Here is a 19446-nt window from a genome sequence, read left to right as displayed (position 1 = left end):
TTGTTCGAGGCTGAAGATGAACCGGCCCTGTCGCAGGCGAATGTCGGCGTACGCGCGACAATGTTTCTATTGTGTCAGGGCGGCCGGCGGCAGATATGCTTTGCCCTTGACTTGGCGGGCAAAATCCCCTTTTAGGCGCGGGCAAGTTCGGCGGGCCTCGCTCGGCCGGATTTTTTGTTGGGGCAAGGCCGTTCCCCCGAAAGCATCGGCCAGGCTGGAGCTACCTAATACGGGCTCCATACGAACGGAGAAAAGATTATGCGCCATCGCGTTGGCCATCGTAAACTCAACCGCACCTCCTCGCACCGTCAGGCCATGCTTCGCAACATGGCAGCCTCGCTGATCAAGCATGAGCAGATCAAGACGACCCTGCCGAAGGCGAAGGAACTGCGTCCCTATGTCGAAAAGCTGATCACGCTTGCCAAGAAGGGCGGTCTTTCGAACCGTCGTCTCGCGCACGCCAAGCTGATGGACGACACGCAGCTCAAGAAGCTCTTCGACGTGCTCGCCGAGCGCTATGCCGATCGTGACGGCGGTTACACCCGCGTCATTAAGGCCGGCATCCGCGCGTCGGACGCTGCGACCATGGGCGTCATCGAACTCGTCGATCGCGACGTCGACGCCAAGGGCCAGGATTCGGGTCCGGTCGATATGGACGACGAACTGGAGGCCTAAGCCCCCGGCACGTTGCCAGAATGAACAAAGAGGGCGCGCTTGCCATGACGGCAGGCGCGCCCTTCTTGTTTTAGGCGGGGCCTATTCGACGACAGGGCAGCTTTCGAGCAGGGTCTGGCCGAACCGTTCGCCGGGGATGCCGAGTTCGGTCCCGTCATCCTTGGCGATCCAGTAGGTGACCCCGCCAGTGTCGGGATGGCCGATCGAGACGAGCCAGGCCTCGCGTGCGCCGGTCGGCGTCTCGACCACTTCCTCGCCCTGCACCTCGATGAGGAAACGCGTTTCGCCCCGCTCATAGTGGAAGGCGGGCAGGTCGAGTTTCATGCCGGGTTCGAGGTCGATCGCCGACAGCAGCGGTCCCCAGATATTCGCATCGAGCGCGGCCGGGTCGATCTCGATCTCTTCGCTCGTCGCGGGCGAGGCCGCCATGGTGCGCGAGACCATGCCATCGCCATAGACGAGCGTCGCATAGGCTTCGCCATTGCGGCTATTGTCGAGGCGCAGCGGCTGGAGCGTCGCGCCATCGAGGATCGCGACGTCCTGCATTTCGAAATTGTTGGCGTCGATCCGCTGCGTGGCGGTGATGGTCCAATAAGGGTCGCCATCCACGTCGCTACGCTCGATGACATGGCGCGCCGTGCCGATGCGATTGCCGCCGGCATGGATGGCAAAACACTGCTCGCCTTCGTGGAGCCGGGCGCCGTCGATCGGCGTGGATTGGATAAGGGCAAGGGCGACGAGGCCGAGAACCATTGTGAACTTCTCCATGTCTTGCGATCCGTCGCGACCGACCTAGCGAGGGCGCCCGCAGGAGCAATCACGCTTCGACCAAGCGTCGTCGCGACTGGACAAGACCCGGGCGAGGGGCCATCCATTGCGCGATTTTGCATCCGTACGGAGAATGACCATGCGCCTTGCCGCCCTGACCGCCATCCTGCTCGCCAGCACGGCCTGCACCACCGCCTATGACGAACCCGCCATGACGACCGGAGAGCCCGAAATGACGATGGCCTATCCCGACACGGTGCGGCAGGACGTGACCTACCAGGTCGGCTCGCTGAGCGTGGAGGATCCTTATCGCTGGCTCGAGGCCGATGTCCGTGAAGAACCGGCAGTCGCGGCCTGGGTCGAGGCGCAGAACGAGCTGACCTTCGACTATCTGGAGACGCTGCCACAGCGCAATTATTTCAAGCAGCGCATGACTGCGCTTTACGATTACGAGCGGATCGGCGCGCCGAGCGAGAAGGGCGGACGCTATTTCTACTCCAAGAATGACGGGTTGCAGCCACAGTCGGTGCTCTATGTCCGCGACGGCATGGACGGCGGTGAGCGCGTCCTCATCGACCCCAATGGCTGGTCCGAAGACGGCGCCACCGCGCTGGCCGGCTCGGTCGCCAGCGACGATGGCAGCAAGCTTGCCTACTTCATCCAGGATGGCGGCTCCGACTGGCGCACCATCGAAGTGCTCGATGTCGCGACCGGCGAGAAGCTGTCCGACAGCATCGAGTGGGTAAAGTTTTCGGGTCTATCCTGGGCCAAGGACGGGTCGGGCTTCTACTACAGCCGTTTTCCCGCCACCGAGGAAGGCGGCAAATTCACCGGGCTCAACACCGACCAGGCGGTCTATTTCCACGCGCTCGGCACCGACCAGAGCGAGGACAAGCTGGTCTTCGCGCGCCCCGACAATCCTGATCTCAACAATACCGCGAGCGTCAGCGATGACGGGCGCTATCTCGTCACTTCATCTTCGACGGGCACGGACGGCTGGGAAACCGCTGTAATCGACCTTGAGGGCGACGGCATGCCGATCGTGATCGAGCCGGGCGTCGACTATGAGACGAGCTATGTCGGCAATGCCGGCACCACTTTCTATTTCGCGACCAATCGCGACGCGCTGCGCGGCGGCGTATTCAAGGTCGACATTGCCGATCCCGACCTTGCCCGCGAATGGGTGATCGCTGAGGATGAAGCGGTGCTAAGCGGCGTCAGCCATGTCGGCGGCCACCTCATCGCCAACTATTTGGTGGACGTGAAATCGGAAGCGCGCGTCTATGACATGGACGGCGATCTCGTGCGCACCGTCGACCTGCCGGGCATCGGCAGCGCGGGCGGTTTCGGCGGCAGCCCGGAGAAGAGCGAGACCTTCTACGCCTTCTCCAGCTTTGCGCAGCCGACGACCATCTACCGCTATGACGTGGCGACCGGGACCAGCAATGTCTGGGCCGCGCCCGACGTGCCGTTCGATCCCAGCGACTATGTCACCGAACAGGTCTTCTACGAGAGCAAGGACGGCACGCGCGTGCCGATGTTCATCACCCGCCGCGCCGATGTCGAGGGGCCGGTTCCGACCCTGCTCTACGCCTATGGCGGCTTCAACATTTCGGTGACGCCGGGTTACAATCCCGTGCGCCTCGCCTGGCTCGATGCCGGCGGTGCCTATGCGGTCGCCAACATTCGTGGCGGCGGCGAATATGGCAAGGCGTGGCATGATGGCGGGCGCCGCTTCAACAAGCAGAATGTGTTCGACGATTTCGCTGCAGCAGGCGAATGGCTCAAGGCCAATGGCGTTACCACGCCCAAGGGTCTCGCCATCGAGGGCCGCTCTAATGGCGGCCTCTTGATCGGTGCCAGCATGAACCAGCGCCCGGACCTTTACGATGCAGGCCATGCGGCCGTGGGTGTAATGGATATGCTGCGCTTCGACCGCTTCACCGCGGGCCGCTACTGGGTGGATGATTACAATTATCCGCAGCAGGAGCGCGACGCGCGCTATAATCTTGCCTTCTCGCCCTATCACAATGTCGAGGCGGAGACCGACTATCCGGCGATTCTTGTGACAACGGCGGACACGGACGATCGCGTCGTGCCGGGTCACAGCTTCAAATATGTCGCCGCGCTGCAGGAAGTGGCCGGGCCTGGCGATGATCCGCTGCTCATCCGCATCGAGACCCGCGCGGGTCACGGTTCGGGTAAGCCCACCGACAAGATCATCGAAGAAGCCGCCGACGTCGCCGCTTTCCTGGCCGAACATACCGGCCTCGACGTGCCGATCGCCGATCCCGCACTCAACATGGCGGGCGGTGAATAAGGATCAGGCGGCGTAAGGCCAGGCAAGGTTGAGCGCGAGAATGGCGACGAAGATCAGGGCAAACAGCTTCCAGCTGAACTTGCCCTTTTCTTTCCAGCCCAAGTGGTCCGACACCAAGATGGCGACGGCAAGCACGACCATCGTGGCGAACAAGTGCGGAATATCGATGTCCATCTGATTTCCCTACTGTTTGGCTGCGGCAACGGTGATCGGGACGCCGGTCGTTTCTGCCCGGATCGGGGCGGGGGTAACCAGCACGTGCATCCCTGCGGATAGCACCGGCTTCAACCGGCGTTCGAATTCTTCGGGCAGTCGCATTCGCTCGAGCAATGTTGCATCGAGCGCATGTCCGCCGTCGCCCTCGTGACCGGGCAGAGGGATGACCGACCAATGAAATTGACCCGTACCGTCGACGATAAGGGTGGCGAGCTTGGTGGCGCTGTGCTGCCCGCCTAGGTCGACAATGCTTCGCCCGATCTCCTTGCCATTGCGCATGACGACCATGCGTCTGTCGCTCGAACTGATGACGATCGATACCGGACCTTCGGGAGCCACTTCAGGGGTCCAGCGCCAGTCTGCACTTCCCAGCGGGCGATAATCTTCGCCTTCGCCTTGCCCGGTGGCGGGCGAAAGGACGCCGGCGGCGCGGAGCTTTATCGGCGCGCCGGCGCGCCCCTGAACGATGATCGTGCCGCCCATCGTGGTCGTGCCGAACAATTCCTCGGCGAATTCGTAGGGCAGGTGCACGCAGCCATGGCTCTCGGGATAGCCCGGTAGGCCGCCGGCATGGAGCGCCACGCCGTCCCACGTGAGGCGCTGCTGAAAATACATGGGCGCGTTGTTGTAGGTGGAGGAATGGTGCCACCGATCCTTTTGCAGGATCTTGAAGATGCCGGTCGGGGTCTCGTGGCCAGGCTTGCCGGTCGATACGGTCGTGACGCCGATCCGAAGACCATTGCGATACACGTCCGCCAGTTGGCGGGTGAGATCGACATAGACGACGACCGGCCCCTCGGGCGCGATCTCGGGCGCCCAAACCCATTCGCCGGGCTTCAAGTCGTCGGCTCGCTGCGCCAGTTCGATCGGCGAGGTTACCTTCGCTCCTTGTGCAAGAGCGGGGGTGGAAATAAGCAAGGCGGCTGCCGCAATCAGAATGCGCATTACGTTACCTTTACCGACGCGGGCGCGAGAAGCGCCAGATGAGATAGATGTTGAGGGCGATGGCGGCAGTGCAGAAGGCAAGGCTTCCCCACGTGCCGACATCTCCCATCAGGTAGAGCGCGATGGTCCAGGGCAGGGCGAGGAGCAGGGCAAAGACGCCTGATAGCGGATCGGACTCCACCCCGAACCAGCCATAGACGCTGGCCGGGATGACAATCAGCGCAAGCAGGCCGGCTAGCGCATAGACGATGCCGAAGCCCAGCAGGACGCGCTGCGCGCCCGAGCGCTTCGATCCAGTCCCCCCGGTCATGGCCTATCCGCCTTCGACGAAGGCATCGACGACGATATAGGTTTCCGGACCGTAATTGATCGTCACCTGGTCGCCGTCACGGCTGACTTCGAAGTCCCAACCGGCGGAACCGTCGGCCTGTGCGCCGTCGGCACCATAAGGCGTCGTGCCGCGGAAGAAGATGGCCCGTTTGCGGCCATCGGGTTTGGTAACTTCGACCAACGTGGTGCCATCATCGCCCCAATTGCGCTTGACGCCCGCATCGCAGTTGGACGTTGGCGCCGCGCCGCCAAAGCCGCAGGGCACCATTGCCGTCGCATTGTAGCCGGTTTCGGGATCGGGAAGGTCGGGCATTTCCTCGACCATCGGCGGGCCGCCTTCGCCCATGCCGGCATTAGCATCGCCTGTCGGGACCGAGACCAGGCGGACGCCGCCGACATTGCCGACAATCTCGCCGTCGAGCGCTTCGGCATCGGCCTCGGTCGGACAGCCGACAAGGATCGCGCTATCGTCGAGATAGTTGCTGGTCGCCTCGCTCTCGCCGAGGCGGAGGCAGGGATCGCCGCTGTTGGGATAGCCGTCGCCGAAGGGTGCGAGATCCTCGCCGATGACGGCGACTTCTTCGGCTGGAGCCTCGGGTTCGTCGGTGGCCGCATCACCCCCGCAGGCGGCAAGTGCCAGCGCGAAGGCAGGCGCGCAGAATATCGACTTCATGTCGGCCTCCTTAGCGACAGCGCGGATGCGTTCGGATGTCGGTGATATTCTCGAGGCGACCGTCGGCAGTGATCACCTGCAGGCATTGGCGGGACCCCTCGCGCCACCAGATCGAATAGCGGGCATTGCCGCTTACGAAATTGTCGACTTGCTCGAAGCCGCGATTATTGAGTTGGTCGATCGCAGTGGCGCGCGCGCCGACAAGATCCCGCCAATCGGCATAATCTGAGTAGCCACCGCGGCGGTCATGATGGCGTAGATTGGCGTTTCGCTGGGTTACACCCGCCCGGTAGCCGCTTGCATATTCATCCGTCCCCCTTCGGTTATGGTATGATGCATTGTGAAGGCCGTCGGTATAGCCGCGATCATATTCCCGATCAGAGTTTCGCTGATTCTCATCCCGATCATCGTCATGGCCTTTGCTTCCGAAGATTGCGCCGAGAATGGCTGCACCCGCAGCGACGCCGAGAGCCGTTTCAACCCCCGAACTGAGATGGTGACCGCAATCTTGATCGCTGGCATCGCTGATCGACTGAACGCGTCCGTCATATTCCTCTACGCGAACGCAATCATCGTCGTCTTCGTCCCACCAATAGCTGTAGTCGTAGCCCCGCGAGTTCCGTTCGTGACTGACAAAGGCAAAACCGCGATCACGCAATGCACGTTCGCCTGGGCCGGCATACATACCGTTGATATCGACTAGCTGGCGTGCTGGGTCCGCAATTGCAGGTGCCGGAACTGCGACCAAGGCAATAGCTCCCAAGGCGAGAGTGCGGGTGGCAACGGTTTTCATGTCAGTCTCCCTTAAGTCACTAGATTGGCATCACTCCGATCAAAGGTCGCGCCTTGAACAAATCAGCGCGCGGTAAAGCGGTAGCTGGCGGTACGAGTGCGCACGACGAGCGTGCGATCATTGTCGTAAATCTCGTAGGCGGTCGCGAGCGGCAGCGCGGCGGCCATCTCCTCGCCATAGCTTGGCGACGGGCAAAGGGCGCGGGTCGACGCAATCTCGCCGATTTCGAGCAGGCCTTCGCGCGCACCCGATGCGCCCGAACCCGGACGATACCAATCTCCATTGCCAGTATTGCAGTCGAGGCTGGCATTGAAATCGCCGCCCTGGCGGAAACGGATCCAGTGGCTGTCCTGCGCCCGGCCCGACAGGTTGACGGTCGGCTGGCTGGGCCGCTCGATGGCGACCAGATGCCATTGGTTCGCCGTCAGCGGATCGGTGGGTATGTCGAGGCCCGCGCAGCCTCCCAGCGCTGCGGTGGCCAGAGCCACGGGGAATAGGAATCTCTTCATGCGACTCGCCCCTTTCCCCGGCATGATGACTAAACCATGTTACATTGGCAAGGCGACGACCCGGCATTTATGGCGGAAAAGTAAGGTTTCGTAGGCGAAACGACTGCATGCGTTAACGATGAACCGCGCCGCCATTCGGCCAAGATGAACCCCCGCCAACAGCTACGTTCAGGATGAATGCATGCACGCTTTCCTACCCCTGTTGGCGAAGATCGACGCGCTGCGACGCCGTGCCGGTCATCGGTGTAACAATGGAACAGGATTGGGAGAGAACCCCATGGCGAAATTTCTGAAGATGGCAGTGCCGGCCGCCGGCATGATCGCAGCGAGTGCAGCATTGGCCAGCCCGGCGCAGGCGCAGGGCTATGACCGCGACGGCAGGGCCGCAGAACGGATTGTCGGCGCAGTGCTGAGCGAAGTTCTGGGCGGACAGCCTTATTACCGCGATCGCTACGATCGCTATGACCGTCGCGGTATTCGCGGCGAGCGTGAAGCGGTCGATCGCTGCGCCCGCCGTGTCGATGCGCGCATCCTGCGCGACTATCGCGGCCGTTACGGCCCTGGCGGCCAGGTGACCGACATCACCCATGTCGAACGCACGCGCTATGGCTGGAAGGTCTATGGCACCGCCACCAGCGGTCGCAACGTCTACGGCTATGACCGCTACAGCCGCTACGATCGCAACAGCCGCTACAATCGCTACGACCGTCGAGGCGGCGACCTCAACTGGAATTGCGAGATCGAATATAATGGTCGCATCCGCGATACCGATGTCGACCGCAACGATCGCTATGACGATCGTCGCTATCGTAACTATGGCTATCGCTACTAAGCGACAGTGACGCGAGAGAGAGGGCCGCGGGAGCAATCCTGCGGCCCTTTTTCGTTGAGGGTCAGGCGCGGCGTCGCGCGAGGCCGAGCAATGCCTCGACCCGCACCACCAATTCGTCGCTGTCGAACGGCTTGATGAGATAGTCGTTGGCCCCGGCCTCGTAAGCGATGGCCTTGTCGGCGACCGACTGGCGACTGGTCAGGATGAGCACCGGAATGCGCGGTGCAATCCCCTCGGCGCGCAGTTGGCGAAGCACTTCGAGCCCCGATTTGCCAGGCATGCCGCAATCGAGGATGAGCAGGTCCGGCTGCTTGGCGAGGATTACCTCGGCAACGCGCTCGCCATCCGGCAGCACGCCGACAATATGGCCCGCATCTTCGAGCAGCGAGCGAACGAGGAAGGTGACCACCTCGTCATCGTCGGCCATGATGATCCGTGCCATGTGAAATGCTCCTGCATCGTCGCGTATCGGCCCCGCCGGTGCCGCCGACCGCGTGGAATACGCGCACGGTCGGCGGCGGGGGTGGAGCTCTGTCGAGGTGACGGAAATCGCCCTAGCAGCATGGCCGCCGCCTTGCCTGCCAAACTGGGTCCGTTTCGGTGAGGATTTCGCATGCGCTCGACCGGCGTTGCGGCGCGCGGCCTTGTCGGCTAGGCGCTTCTCGCAAGGCAATGGCAGACAGGCAGCGAGGGCAATGAGCGATAGCGTGGATCATGGCGGCACCATCCTAATCGTCGATTTCGGGAGCCAGGTGACCCAGCTCATCGCCCGCCGCGTCCGCGAGGCCGGCGTCTATTGCGAGATCGCTCCCTTCACCATGGCCGAAGAGGCGTTCGACCGCTTGAAGCCCGCAGGCATCATCCTGTCCGGAAGCCCCGCCAGCGTCCCCGAAGAGGGGTCTCCCCGCGCCCCGCAAATGCTGTTCGACAGCGGCCTGCCCATCCTCGGCATCTGCTATGGCCAGCAGGTGATGAGCCACCAGCTTGGCGGCGAGGTTCGCCCCGGTCACGAGACCGGCGAGGGCGGCGAGTTCGGCCGCGCCTACCTCACCGTCACAAAAGAATGCGCCCTGTTCGACGGCCTGTGGGAAGTGGGCGAGCGCCACCAGGTATGGATGAGCCACGGCGACAAGGTGACGCAGTTCGCCGAAGGCTTCGAAATCGTCGCGGAAAGCGATGGCGCGCCCTTTGCCGTCATCGCCGATGAGAGCCGCAAATATTACGGCACCCAGTTCCACCCCGAAGTGGTGCATACGCCCGACGGCGCCAAGCTCATCGCCAATTTCGTGCGCCATGTCTGCGCGCTGCCTGGCGATTGGACCATGGCTGCCTACAAGGACCAGCAGATCAAGGCGATCCGCGAACAGGTCGGTGACGGCAAGGTCATTTGCGGCCTGTCCGGCGGCGTCGACAGCGCGGTCGCGGCCGTCCTCATCCACGAAGCGATCGGCGAGCAGCTGACCTGCGTCTTCGTCGATCATGGCCTCATGCGCGCGAACGAGGCCGAGCAGGTCGTCGGCCTGTTCCGCGGCCACTATAATATCCCGCTCGTCCATGTGGATGCCGAAGAGCAGTTTCTCGGCGGGCTCGAGGGCGTCACCGACCCCGAGAAGAAGCGCAAGTTCATCGGCGGCGCCTTCATTGATATCTTCGAGAAGGAAGCCAAGGCAATCGGCGGCGCGGACTTCCTGGCGCAGGGCACGCTCTATCCCGACGTGATCGAAAGCGTCAGCTTCACCGGCGGCCCGTCGGTGACGATCAAGTCGCACCACAATGTCGGCGGCCTGCCCGAGCGCATGAACATGAAGCTGGTCGAACCGTTGCGCGAACTCTTCAAGGACGAAGTGCGCGAACTGGGCCGCGAGCTTGGCCTGCCTGACGCGTTCGTCGGTCGCCATCCCTTCCCGGGACCGGGCCTTGCCATCCGCATTCCGGGCGAAGTGACCAAGGAACGCTGCGACATCCTGCGCAAGGCTGACGCGATCTATTTGGACGAGATCCGCAAGGCGGGCCTCTATGACGCGATCTGGCAGGCTTTTGCTGTGCTGCTGCCGGTGCGCACCGTCGGCGTGATGGGCGATGCGCGGACCTATGACTCGGTCTGTGGCCTGCGTGCCGTCACCAGCGTCGATGGCATGACGGCGGACGTCTATCCCTTCGAAAGCCAGTTCCTGCAGAATGTCGCGACCCGCATCATCAACGAGGTGCAGGGCATCAACCGCGTCGTCTACGATTATACGAGCAAGCCCCCCGGCACGATCGAGTGGGAGTAGTCTCGAACCCGCATAGTTGGGTCGGCTAGACTAGACGGCCACCTTGGCGACGCGGAATGCCGAGTAGAGCAATGCGCCGCCGGCAAATTTGTTGATCGTCGGACGACCGAGGGGCGCACCCCGCGGCTTGCAATCTGCGCGCCGAGCACCGCGTATCCCGAATAGACGATCCAATCGAAGACCAGCGTCACAAGTCCCATGATGACCATCTGCGGCAAGATTGGCGCGCTGGTGTCGAGGAACTGGGGCAGGATTGCCGCGAAATAGAGCAAGGCCTTGGGGTTGGCTGCCTCGACCAGGAAACCCTTGCCGAACAAGGCGGACAGGCTTCCCACTTCGCCCCGCTCGACCTGCAGGCCGCCCGTGCGGCTGAAGATCGCGCTTAGCCCTAGGTAGGTGAGATAGGCGACCCCGAACCATTTGATCGCCGTGAAGATCGATTCCGAGGCGATGATGGTGGCGGAGATACCGGTCGCCGAAAGGACGAAGAAGGCCGCATTGGCGCTGGCAATGCCCGCAACGGTCGCCTGTGTTCGGGCCACCCCGTTGCTCGAAGCCTGCGCCGCGGCCGCGATCGCGGCGGGTCCGGGGGTGAGGACAACCACCAGGGTGGTTGCCGCAAACAGCATGAATGTGCTCAATTCCATGTCAGCCTCCTGTATCGGGGCCGAGTTTGGGGGCGCGAGGCTGGCGCCTCTACCAGCAAGACGGGGGCGATGAAGGAAATCGTCCGGTGCGGCTGGCATTGTGACGGCGAGGCAGAGGGCAACATCGATCATGGCCGACCTGGACGAGAAGGACCGGCTCCTGTTGCGGGCGCTCAGGAAGAATGCGCGCGCAAGCCTCGTCTCGCTGGCGCGCGACATCGACCTGTCGCGTAGCGCGACGCATGACCGCATCTCCAAGCTGGAGGAAATGGGGGTCATTCGCGGCTATACGATCGAGCTGGCGCCCGATGCGCTGCCCGACGTGCGCGGCTTCCTCACGATCAGCTTCAAGGTCGGAGAATCCCACACCAATGTCCTAGACGAAATCAAGCAGCTGCCCGGCGTCGTGGCAGCCTATTGCGTCACGGGAGACATCGATTCCGTAATTTACTGCGAGTGCGATTCCATCCAGCAATTGTCCCAGCTACGCGACGAGCTGGCAGGCTGGCCAAGCGTCGTTTCGATTACCACGCGGCAGATCATCGCCTCGACACAGGACTAGAATAGCGCGGGTTTAACCCATTCTTGCGCATTTCCTCCTATCATTCGAAGTGAAGGAGACGGGAATGTTTGCGCGATCTGTATGGGTAGTGTTGGCCGCAGGCCTGGTGACCGGCTGCGGCCAGGACTTGGAGGCAGCCGCTTCCGAAGAGCCGGTCGAAATCCTCGCCGGGCGTTACGAGGTCGTGCCGAAGCGCAAGATTTTCGAGGCTTTCTACGCCGACTTTGCCGAGCCCAAGACCGCGATGTGCGTCCAGGCCGACAGCATCCTCGATGCCAAGAAGCTAGTGCGGCTGTACCTCCCCAGCAACGAGATTTGCACGCAAGGCACGTGGGAACGTGAGGGCAATGCATTTCGCGCGGCCGGCTCCTGCCGCCATCCCGCTTTCGAGGGCAGCATCGCCATCGTCATCGAAGGCGTGATCAGCGCCGAGGGTTATGAAGGCCATATCCGCTTCGATCCCGAGGACGATGCGACGACCATTTCGCCCGAGGAATTGGCGCAATTGAAAGCCATGGGTTCGCTCGACAGCCCGATCAGCGCCCGCCGCACGGGCGATTGCAGTTTCTAGCGCTCAAGGCGCCAGCGTGCAGTCGAACAGCAAGGTCTCGCCAAACCGATAATCGCCGCCGGAGCAATTGAGGCGGACGCCTTCGCCCTCGCGTAGGCGCGACAGTCTGGATGCGCCCACCGTGTCGACATCGGCAGCGATCGGCGCGCCGCCGCCAGCGTCGAGATAGACGCGATTGCCGTAATTCGGATCGATCTCGATTTCCGTCAGCTCGCCATCGACGGTGAGCCCGTAGCGCCCGAACCCGCCTTGGTAAGCGGGCGGCAAGGCGTCCTGCCACGTACCGATATCGAGCGCGTCGACGCGGCCCTGCTCGTCGGCGGGGAATGGCGGCACTTGCGCGGCGCGGGCGACGGCGTCCGGCATTCTTGTGGGCTCGCGCAAGATGATCTGGTCGGAGGGGATACTGGCAACAGGCGGCCAATCATCCTCGACGTAGCTTGGCGACGGATTGTTCAGCGCCTCGACGACATTGTAGGCCGAATAGCCGACGAATCCGATCCAACCGATGATCCCCACGACCAGGATGACGTTGCGGATGCGCTCCACATTCTCGGTCCGCTGCACCCGGCTCACGGGCTGTCCGTCCGTACCGAATATCGCCATTGTACTGTCCCCCCACGCCACTTGTTGAGCGCTACCTTAGGCCGCGCGTCCCGGATTTCCAGCACCCATTGGTCGAAGCACCGGTTGCCATGCATCTCTCGCGCCCTAGGTTCCGTATCTGCTCGGTGGGTAACGAACAGGGGATGATGATGAAGGCGATGAAATTCCTGGCCTTGGCGCCATTGATGCTGGCGAGTCCGGCACTGGCGCAGCCGCTTTCGGAAGCCGAGCGCGAGGCCGTTGATGCGATCATCTCCTCGATCGAGGTTGGCAAGGCGCCGGGATATGCGATCGGTGTCGTGCGCGGCGGCGAGACCGTGTTCGAGGCCACCGATGGCTTGGCCGACATGTCGCACGGCAATGCGATCACGCCCGACACGGTCTTCAACATCGCTTCGGTCGCCAAGCAGTTCACCGCGATGATGATCCTGCAACTGGCCGAGGACGGACGGATCGACCTCGACGAGGATTTTCGCACTTACCTGCCGAATGCGATGCCGGGCATCGAGGACGAAATTACGGTGCGGCAACTCCTCCGCCACCGCAGCGGCATTCGCGACATATTCGACCTGTGGGGCCTGACCGGCATCACCTGGTACGAAAACCGCCTGCGCAACCGCGAGGCCATGGCGCTGCTCAACCGCCAGACCGATCTCAATTTCGCACCGGGCAGCGACTTTCTCTATTCCAATAGCAATTACATCTTGCTCGCCGAGATGATCGCCAACGTGACGGGCGAGCCGTTCTATGAAGTTGCCAATGGCTTCTTCGCCTCGCTGGGAATGGACGATACGCTGGTGCGTCGGCGCTATGGCGTGGTGATCCCGGACCTGGCGCGCGGCTATATGAATTTCGGCAGTTGGCTGGAAAATCCCGATATCGCAAACACGCAGGGCGACGGGTTCGTCTATTCGAGCCTCACCGACCAGCTCGCTTATGAAGCGATATTGCAGGGCGCCCCGGGTCCGCTCGCTCCCGAGCTCATCGAACTCAGCCAATCGCGTCCCGAGGGCGGCGGCTACGGCTTCGGGCTCGAACACACCGATACGAACGGTCTACACGACATCTACCACCAGGGTTCGACCGGCGCTTACAATGCCTACACGCTGCGTTATCCCGAGCAGCGTTTGAGCATCGTCGTGCTCTCCAACGCCTCCAACCTGCCGATCGTGCAGGCGGTCAACAATATCGGCATCGCGCTGCTGGGCGATGCCCTGCCGCCCGCGCCGCCGCCGTCGCAGCCCTCCGGTCCGCGCAATGTCGTGACGATGGAGGCGGCCTATGATGCGGGCACGCTGGCAGCGATGGAGGGTCGCTACGTCAATGCCGAGACCGATACGGTGATCGTGCTCGAACAGGGTGAGGGGATGGCCTTCACCATGAGCAAGAATGGCCGCGCCCGCGATGCGGTTGCCGATGGCTATGATCGCCTCGTCTGGAACAATTATGTCTTCCGCGGCGTGCGCGACGAGGCCGGGAACGTCATTGCCCTTTCGGTCGACAATAACCGCATCCGCAACGTCCGCTTCGACCGCGAAGACTAGGCACTTCTCAACGCGGCATTAACCACAACTCCACCTTTTGCAGGCACAGATACGCGCATGGGTGTGGAAGGATTTGCCGGAGACCTTGAAGGTCGCGGTCGCGTGGGCAGTGCGCCCGCGCCGTTCCGGCTCGCCTATCGGCCCGAAATCGATGGCTTGCGCGCGATTGCCGTCCTGCCGGTCATGGCCTTCCACGCTGGCTTCGAGGCCTTTGGCGGCGGCTTTGTCGGGGTCGATATCTTCTTCGTCATTTCGGGCTATCTCATCACGTCGATCCTGGTCGGCGAGATGGAGGCAGGACGCTTCAGCCTGACCCATTTCTACGAGCGGCGCGCGCGGCGCATCCTGCCTGCACTGGCGGCGATGATCCTGGCCTGCATTCCCTTTGCCTGGGCGTGGATGACACCCGCCGAATTCGACGCCTTTGCGCGTTCGATGATGGCGGTCGGCCTGTTCCTCTCCAACCTCCATTTCGAGAATGAAAGCGGCTATTTCGACGCAGTGGCTGAAGAAAAGCCGCTGCTTCATACTTGGAGCCTCGCGGTCGAGGAGCAATTTTACGTCATCTTCCCGATCGCTTTGCTGGCCTTGTGGCGGTTTGGCCCGAAGCGGGTCGGTTGGACATTGCTCGGCATCGCGCTCGCCAGCCTCGCCTATAGCGAATGGCTGCAGCCGCGCGATGGCAGTGCCAACTTCTTCCTTGCACCGAGCCGCGCCTGGGAGCTGCTGGCCGGATCGATTTGTGCGCTGCTGATCCGTGAGCGCGGTATCGGCAAGAACGATGCGCTCGCGCTGGTCGGTATCGTGGCAATCGTGGCGTCGATCCTGTTCTACGATGCCGGTACGCCCTTCCCGGGCAAGGCTGCATTGTTGCCGGTGGGTGGGACGGTGCTGCTAATCCTGTTTGCCGGTCAGGGCAACAGGGTCGGCAAGCTGCTCTCGCACCGCTGGCTCGTTGGCGTGGGCCTCATCAGCTACAGCGCCTATTTGTGGCACCAGCCGCTATTCGCCTTTGCGCGGATCCGGAGCCTCGGCGCGCCCGATCCGCTACTGATGGCCGGACTGCTGGTTGCTGCACTCGGGCTGGCGGCGTTGAGCTGGCATGTGATCGAGCGGCCGTTCCGTGACAAGAAAGCGATGCCCGCGCGCGTGCTATGGCGCTGGGCAGCGGTGTTGCTGGCGCTACCTTTGGTGCTGGGGATGGTCGCTGACAAAGGGGACGGTTTTGCAGCAGCGCGTACCGAGCCGTGGCAGCGTGATTTTCTTGCAACGGCGACGCCGAGCCCGCTGCGCGGTGATTGCCATGCCGGCGACGACAATCCGATTTCCTATGCCGACAGTTGCGTCATCGGCGAGGGCGAACCGACCTTGGCCGTGCTCGGAGACAGCCACGGTGTCGAACCCGCCTTCGCGCTCGGCCAGCAAGTGGCGGTGCGCCAGCTGACCTATAGCGATTGCCCGCCACTCTACGGCACCTCCCTCGAGGGTCGGGAGGCCTGCGGCGTCTGGACGCAGCAGGTCGTGGACGCGTTGGTCACTGACGAGGCGGTTCAGACCGTTTTGGTGGCCTATCGGTTGCCCTATCACCTCGCCGGCGAAGTGGCCGGTCACTATCCGGCGCAGCCTGCCGACAAGGATCGCCTGTCGCGGACGGCGATGTACGAGGCCTCGCTCGGCGATACCGTTGCGCGGCTTCGGGCGGCGGGCAAGCGGGTCATCCTGCTCTTGCCGCCACCCGAATTGCCCAAACATGTCGATGCGCTGGTGATGCGGGCCGAAGGTGCGGAAGTTTCGGGTGTGCCGCAACGATGGTGGGAGGAGCGTATGGCGTCCACTCGCCGACTGGTCACTGCCCTGCCGAGCGGCATCACCGTCATCGATCCGAGCACATGGCTGTGCGACGACACGCAATGCAGCGCGACGCTCGATGGCAAAGCGCAATATTTCGATGATGATCACCTGTCGATCGCCGGTGCATCGCGGGTCGCGGACGCCGTCACCGCCGCGCTCTAGGTTGCGCTTGCCCGCATTGGGCGCGATAGCTCGTGCGACCACTCGATCAGGAGCGCACCCCATGACCCCCACCGCGACCATTCTCCTTCTTGGCTCGGGCGAGTTGGGGAAGGAATTCGTCATTTCGTGCCAGCGTCTCGGGTGCCGGGTGATTGCCTGCGATTCCTACGCCGACGCGCCGGCCATGCAGGTTGCCGATGCGGCGGAGGTCTTCTCGATGCTCGATGGCGAGGCGCTGCGGGCGGCGGTCGAGAAGCACCGCCCGAGCCATATCGTCCCCGAAATCGAGGCGATCCGCACCGAGATGCTGGTCGAGCTGGAAGGCGAGAGCTGGAATGTCGTGCCGACCGCCAAGGCGACGCGGCTGACCATGAACCGCGACGCGATCCGCGACATGGCGGCAGGCGAACTGGGGCTGACCACCTCGCGCTTTCGCTATGCCGAGACCTATGACGAACTGGAGGCCGCAGCAGCGACGATCGGCTTTCCGCTGGTGGTCAAGCCGGTCATGTCGTCGAGCGGGAAGGGACAGTCGACGGTCGAGCGGCCTGCCGATTTGGACACGGCCTGGAAATTCGCCTGCGCCGGCATGCGCGGCGATCGCGTGCGCGTCATTGCCGAGCAGTTCATCGACTTCGACTATGAGATCACCCTGCTCACCATTCGCGCGAAGGACGGCGTCCACTATTGCCCGCCCATCGGCCACCGGCAGGAGCGCGGCGACTATCAGGAAAGTTGGCAGCCGGCAGCGATGAGCGATCAGGCGATCGCCGATGCGCAGGCGATGGCAAAGAAGGTCGTCGACGCCTTGGGCGGGCATGGCCTGTTCGGGGTCGAATTCTTCGTGAAGGATGACGAGGTCATCTTTTCCGAGCTGAGCCCGCGCCCGCACGATACCGGCATGGTCACGCTGGCGAGCCAGAATCTGAGCGAATTCGACCTGCACGCGCGCGCCATTCTCGGCCTGCCGATCCCGCCCATCAATGCGCGCCCCAGCGCAAGCGCGGTCATCCTCGCCGATCGCGAGGCCGACGACTTTGCGTTCGAGGGACTGGCCGAGGCAATCGCAGCGCCCGAGGGCATGCATGTTGATGTGCGGATCTTCGGCAAGCCCGTGACGCGGCCCTATCGCCGTATGGGTGTCGCGTTGGCGAGCGGCGGCTGTATCGACCGCGCGCGGCAAGTCGCCGCCGCGGCGGCGGCCAAGGTGAAGATCAACTATTCCTAGCGTGAAACTCGCCTGGATCGGCTTGCTGGCCATCCTCGCTTTCGCCGCCAACTCGCTGCTGGCGCGCGCGGCCTTGCTGGATGGCGACATGGGACCGGGGGCGTACAGCGCGATCCGCCTGGGCGCTGGGGCGCTCATCCTGCTGCCGCTGATGCGCGGCGCTTCGATCAAACGCGATGCGCCGGCCGGGCTGTTTCTCGCGCTCTACGCCATCGCCTTTTCCTTCGCCTACGTCCGGCTCGATACGGCGACGGGGGCGCTGCTCTTGTTCGCGACGGTCCAGACCGTGATGGTGCTGGTCGGATCGGCGCGTGGCGGCCGCATTGGCTGGGGCGGCTTCACCGGGATCGCCATCGCGCTAGCCGGTGTTGTCTATCTTCTGTCGCCAGACGTGGGCACGGTCGATGTTGCTAGCGCCGCGCTGATGATGCTCGCCGGCCTTGGATGGGGCCTCTACTCGCTCGTCTGTCATTCGGGCGAAGGCGAAGCGGCACCCGCGACTGCCGGCGCGTTCGCGGTCGCTGCGGTGCTGGCGCTTCCTCTTTTCGTGATGGCAGAGCCCGTGACCGGCACGGGCGCGGTGCTTGCCGCCTTGTCGGGGGCGTTGGCGAGCGGCCTTGGCTATGTCGCCTGGCGCCTAGTCGCCCCGCACTTCAGCCTGTCGGGCGTCGGCGCCGTGCAACTGGCAACGCCGGTCGCGGCAGGATTGATGGCCTGGCCGCTGCTTGGCGAGGCCGTGACGATGCGCTTGGTCCTCGCGGCCGCCATCATCCTGGGCGGCGTCGCCCTGGCGATGCGCAAGCCTCGGGCAAACTAGATCGAGATTTCCGCCCCGCAGATATTCTTCGCGAAATAGAGAGCGGCCCGTTCCAGTGAGGCAATCTGACCGTCCAGCGGCAGGCCCTTGTTCGATCCCGGCGTATTGGCGACGTCGACAATATAGATGCGACCACTATTGCGATCGCGCAGGCAGTCCAGTTCCCCGACATCGAGGCCCATGCGGCCGCAGAACGTCTCGATCAGCCGGATTTCTTCGTCACTGAAATGCTCGCTGGTCTGCACGACGTCGGTCTTGATGTTCGTCGTCGAGAAGCGAATTTCGATCCGGCGGCGCTCGCGGAAGCAGAAGTCGGCAAGCTCGCCGATATACATGAGCCGGAAATCCTGGACCGAGCCCTCGTCGACCCGCGTATCGACGAGGACGCTGTAGACACAATCCTCGCGCACCTCGCCCGGGGCGATCGGCCCGGTAATGACGCGGCCATCATGCTGGGCATTGGTATCGGACTTCTCGACCATCTCTCCCTCGTGGGTGGTCGGATCGACGTCGAGCGGATAGCCGAACACGTCCTCGAAGACCTTGGCGACATTCCGCTTCGAGATGTCGCGGCACCCATTGTTGATCATTGTGAGGCCCGACAGGTCGCCGGCGTGGTTCGCCACGGCTTCGAGGGCCTTGAATTCTTCCTCGCCTCTTACGGCGTTGGTCGTGTCTTCGAAGCGAATGAAGATGGCCCGCTCGGGGTCGAAGCCATCGGTCGGGCTGAGCCGCTTGATGCCCAGAGCGATGAGGATCTTGGGAAGGTAATAATTGGTGTCGAGCAGGCTTGCCGGGCGCGACAAATCATCGGGCCAGCTCACCGCCTGCATGCGGCTGATCCGCTTCCAGTCGCGCATGCCGATCCGATCGCGCAGCCGGCGTCGCAGTGCCATGCGCAACGGGAAACTAGCCACATTGGCGATCGCGATGGCGGCGCGCCGTCCCAGCAGTTTCTTGGCCCGCTTTTTCAAGCTCACATCAAATCCCTTTGCGAAAATGTCGCGATTCGCGGCTGGCGATGAGACCACCTAGCCGGTTTGCGGTTCGGCTTGGGCATAAATGTGGTCTGCTGTCCATAAAGGCAAAGCGGCTGGGCAATCGACGTCACGACTATCGCTATC

The 19446-nt window shown here is 63.2% G+C and carries 21 protein-coding genes; 10 read left to right on the top strand and 11 right to left on the bottom strand.

Going from position 1 to position 19446, the window contains the following annotated elements; translation table 11 throughout:
* The first annotated feature begins 258 nt into the window (after window positions 1-258).
* The gene (rplQ, locus tag NDO55_RS07290) at window positions 259-675 is read left to right on the top strand and encodes a 50S ribosomal protein L17 (protein WP_252113837.1); all 417 of its coding nucleotides are present in this window, start codon (window positions 259-261) and stop codon (window positions 673-675) included.
* 81 nt (window positions 676-756) lie between these two features.
* Here rplQ and NDO55_RS07285 read toward each other — a convergent pair whose 3' ends face one another.
* Window positions 757-1443 (bottom strand): DUF3108 domain-containing protein, encoded by a 687-nt coding sequence (locus NDO55_RS07285; protein WP_252113835.1) that lies wholly within the window; start codon window positions 1441-1443, stop codon window positions 757-759.
* Between the two features lie 139 nt (window positions 1444-1582).
* On the opposite strand from NDO55_RS07285, the gene NDO55_RS07280 reads away from it, so the two are divergent.
* Window positions 1583-3763, top strand: coding sequence for a prolyl oligopeptidase family serine peptidase (locus NDO55_RS07280; protein ID WP_252113833.1), 2181 nt, complete (start codon window positions 1583-1585; stop codon window positions 3761-3763).
* A gap of 3 nt (window positions 3764-3766) precedes the next feature.
* On the opposite strand, the gene NDO55_RS07275 is transcribed toward NDO55_RS07280, so the two are convergent.
* The 6 genes from NDO55_RS07275 to NDO55_RS07250 form a co-directional block, all read right to left on the bottom strand.
* On the bottom strand, window positions 3767-3937 hold the full coding sequence (locus NDO55_RS07275; protein ID WP_252113831.1) for a hypothetical protein: 171 nt from the start codon (window positions 3935-3937) through the stop codon (window positions 3767-3769).
* Between the two features lie 9 nt (window positions 3938-3946).
* Window positions 3947-4924: a L,D-transpeptidase family protein gene (locus NDO55_RS07270; protein ID WP_252113829.1), complete on the bottom strand. Its 978-nt coding sequence runs from the start codon at window positions 4922-4924 to the stop codon at window positions 3947-3949.
* Window positions 4925-4934: 10 nt separating this feature from the next.
* A complete protein-coding gene (locus NDO55_RS07265; protein WP_252113827.1) occupies window positions 4935-5234 on the bottom strand; it encodes a hypothetical protein in 300 nt (99 codons plus the stop codon).
* Between the two features lie 3 nt (window positions 5235-5237).
* Complete coding sequence (locus tag NDO55_RS07260; RefSeq protein WP_252113825.1) at window positions 5238-5927, bottom strand: hypothetical protein; 690 nt, start codon at window positions 5925-5927, stop codon at window positions 5238-5240.
* 10 nt (window positions 5928-5937) lie between these two features.
* Window positions 5938-6720, bottom strand: a complete 783-nt coding sequence (locus tag NDO55_RS07255) for a hypothetical protein (RefSeq protein ID WP_252113823.1) — start codon at window positions 6718-6720, stop codon at window positions 5938-5940.
* A 62-nt stretch (window positions 6721-6782) separates the two neighbouring features.
* Entirely contained in the window at window positions 6783-7229 is a 447-nt protein-coding gene (locus tag NDO55_RS07250) for an META domain-containing protein (RefSeq protein ID WP_252113821.1), read from the bottom strand.
* A 277-nt stretch (window positions 7230-7506) separates the two neighbouring features.
* Between NDO55_RS07250 and NDO55_RS07245 the strand changes: the two genes are divergently transcribed.
* Window positions 7507-8061, top strand: coding sequence for a hypothetical protein (locus NDO55_RS07245; RefSeq protein WP_252113819.1), 555 nt, complete (start codon window positions 7507-7509; stop codon window positions 8059-8061).
* 61 nt (window positions 8062-8122) lie between these two features.
* Here NDO55_RS07245 and NDO55_RS07240 read toward each other — a convergent pair whose 3' ends face one another.
* Window positions 8123-8503 carry a response regulator transcription factor gene (locus NDO55_RS07240; protein WP_252113817.1) on the bottom strand — a complete coding sequence of 127 codons (381 nt, stop codon included), beginning with the start codon at window positions 8501-8503 and terminating at the stop codon, window positions 8123-8125.
* Between the two features lie 253 nt (window positions 8504-8756).
* Here NDO55_RS07240 and guaA point away from each other — a divergent pair, with 253 nt between their 5' ends.
* Entirely contained in the window at window positions 8757-10334 is a 1578-nt protein-coding gene (gene guaA, locus NDO55_RS07235) for a glutamine-hydrolyzing GMP synthase (protein WP_252113815.1), read from the top strand.
* Here guaA and NDO55_RS07230 read toward each other — a convergent pair.
* Window positions 10295-10981, bottom strand: coding sequence for a LysE family translocator (locus NDO55_RS07230; protein ID WP_252113813.1), 687 nt, complete (start codon window positions 10979-10981; stop codon window positions 10295-10297). The genes guaA and NDO55_RS07230 overlap by 40 nt on opposite strands.
* Before the next feature lie 130 nt (window positions 10982-11111).
* Between NDO55_RS07230 and NDO55_RS07225 the strand changes: the two genes are divergently transcribed.
* A complete protein-coding gene (locus NDO55_RS07225) occupies window positions 11112-11543 on the top strand; it encodes an Lrp/AsnC family transcriptional regulator (RefSeq protein WP_252113811.1) in 432 nt (143 codons plus the stop codon).
* 64 nt (window positions 11544-11607) lie between these two features.
* Window positions 11608-12114, top strand: a complete 507-nt coding sequence (locus NDO55_RS07220; protein ID WP_252113809.1) for a DUF3617 domain-containing protein — start codon at window positions 11608-11610, stop codon at window positions 12112-12114.
* Window positions 12115-12117: 3 nt separating this feature from the next.
* Here the strand turns inward: NDO55_RS07220 and NDO55_RS07215 are convergent, their stop codons facing one another.
* Window positions 12118-12720 carry a hypothetical protein gene (locus tag NDO55_RS07215; protein WP_252113807.1) on the bottom strand — a complete coding sequence of 201 codons (603 nt, stop codon included), beginning with the start codon at window positions 12718-12720 and terminating at the stop codon, window positions 12118-12120.
* A gap of 125 nt (window positions 12721-12845) precedes the next feature.
* On the opposite strand from NDO55_RS07215, the gene NDO55_RS07210 reads away from it, so the two are divergent.
* The 4 genes from NDO55_RS07210 (at window position 12846) to NDO55_RS12080 (ending at window position 18322) form a co-directional block, all read left to right on the top strand.
* Entirely contained in the window at window positions 12846-14264 is a 1419-nt protein-coding gene (locus NDO55_RS07210; RefSeq protein ID WP_252113805.1) for a serine hydrolase domain-containing protein, read from the top strand.
* A gap of 57 nt (window positions 14265-14321) precedes the next feature.
* Window positions 14322-16277, top strand: a complete 1956-nt coding sequence (locus NDO55_RS07205; protein ID WP_252113803.1) for an acyltransferase family protein — start codon at window positions 14322-14324, stop codon at window positions 16275-16277.
* A gap of 61 nt (window positions 16278-16338) precedes the next feature.
* The gene (gene purT, locus NDO55_RS07200) at window positions 16339-17505 is read left to right on the top strand and encodes a formate-dependent phosphoribosylglycinamide formyltransferase (RefSeq protein ID WP_252113801.1); all 1167 of its coding nucleotides are present in this window, start codon (window positions 16339-16341) and stop codon (window positions 17503-17505) included.
* Window position 17506: 1 nt separating this feature from the next.
* Complete coding sequence (locus NDO55_RS12080; protein WP_252113799.1) at window positions 17507-18322, top strand: DMT family transporter; 816 nt, start codon at window positions 17507-17509, stop codon at window positions 18320-18322.
* On the opposite strand, the gene NDO55_RS07190 is transcribed toward NDO55_RS12080, so the two are convergent.
* On the bottom strand, window positions 18319-19302 hold the full coding sequence (locus NDO55_RS07190; RefSeq protein ID WP_252113797.1) for a hypothetical protein: 984 nt from the start codon (window positions 19300-19302) through the stop codon (window positions 18319-18321). The genes NDO55_RS12080 and NDO55_RS07190 overlap by 4 nt on opposite strands.
* Between the last annotated feature and the right edge of the window lie 144 nt (window positions 19303-19446).

Source organism: Sphingomicrobium sediminis (assembly GCF_023805295.1).
In the GTDB taxonomy this organism is placed as follows: Bacteria; Pseudomonadota; Alphaproteobacteria; order Sphingomonadales; family Sphingomonadaceae; genus Sphingomicrobium; species Sphingomicrobium sediminis.
The sequence above is the reverse complement of the archived record's forward strand: the minus strand, read 5'-3'. Positions and strand labels throughout refer to the sequence as shown.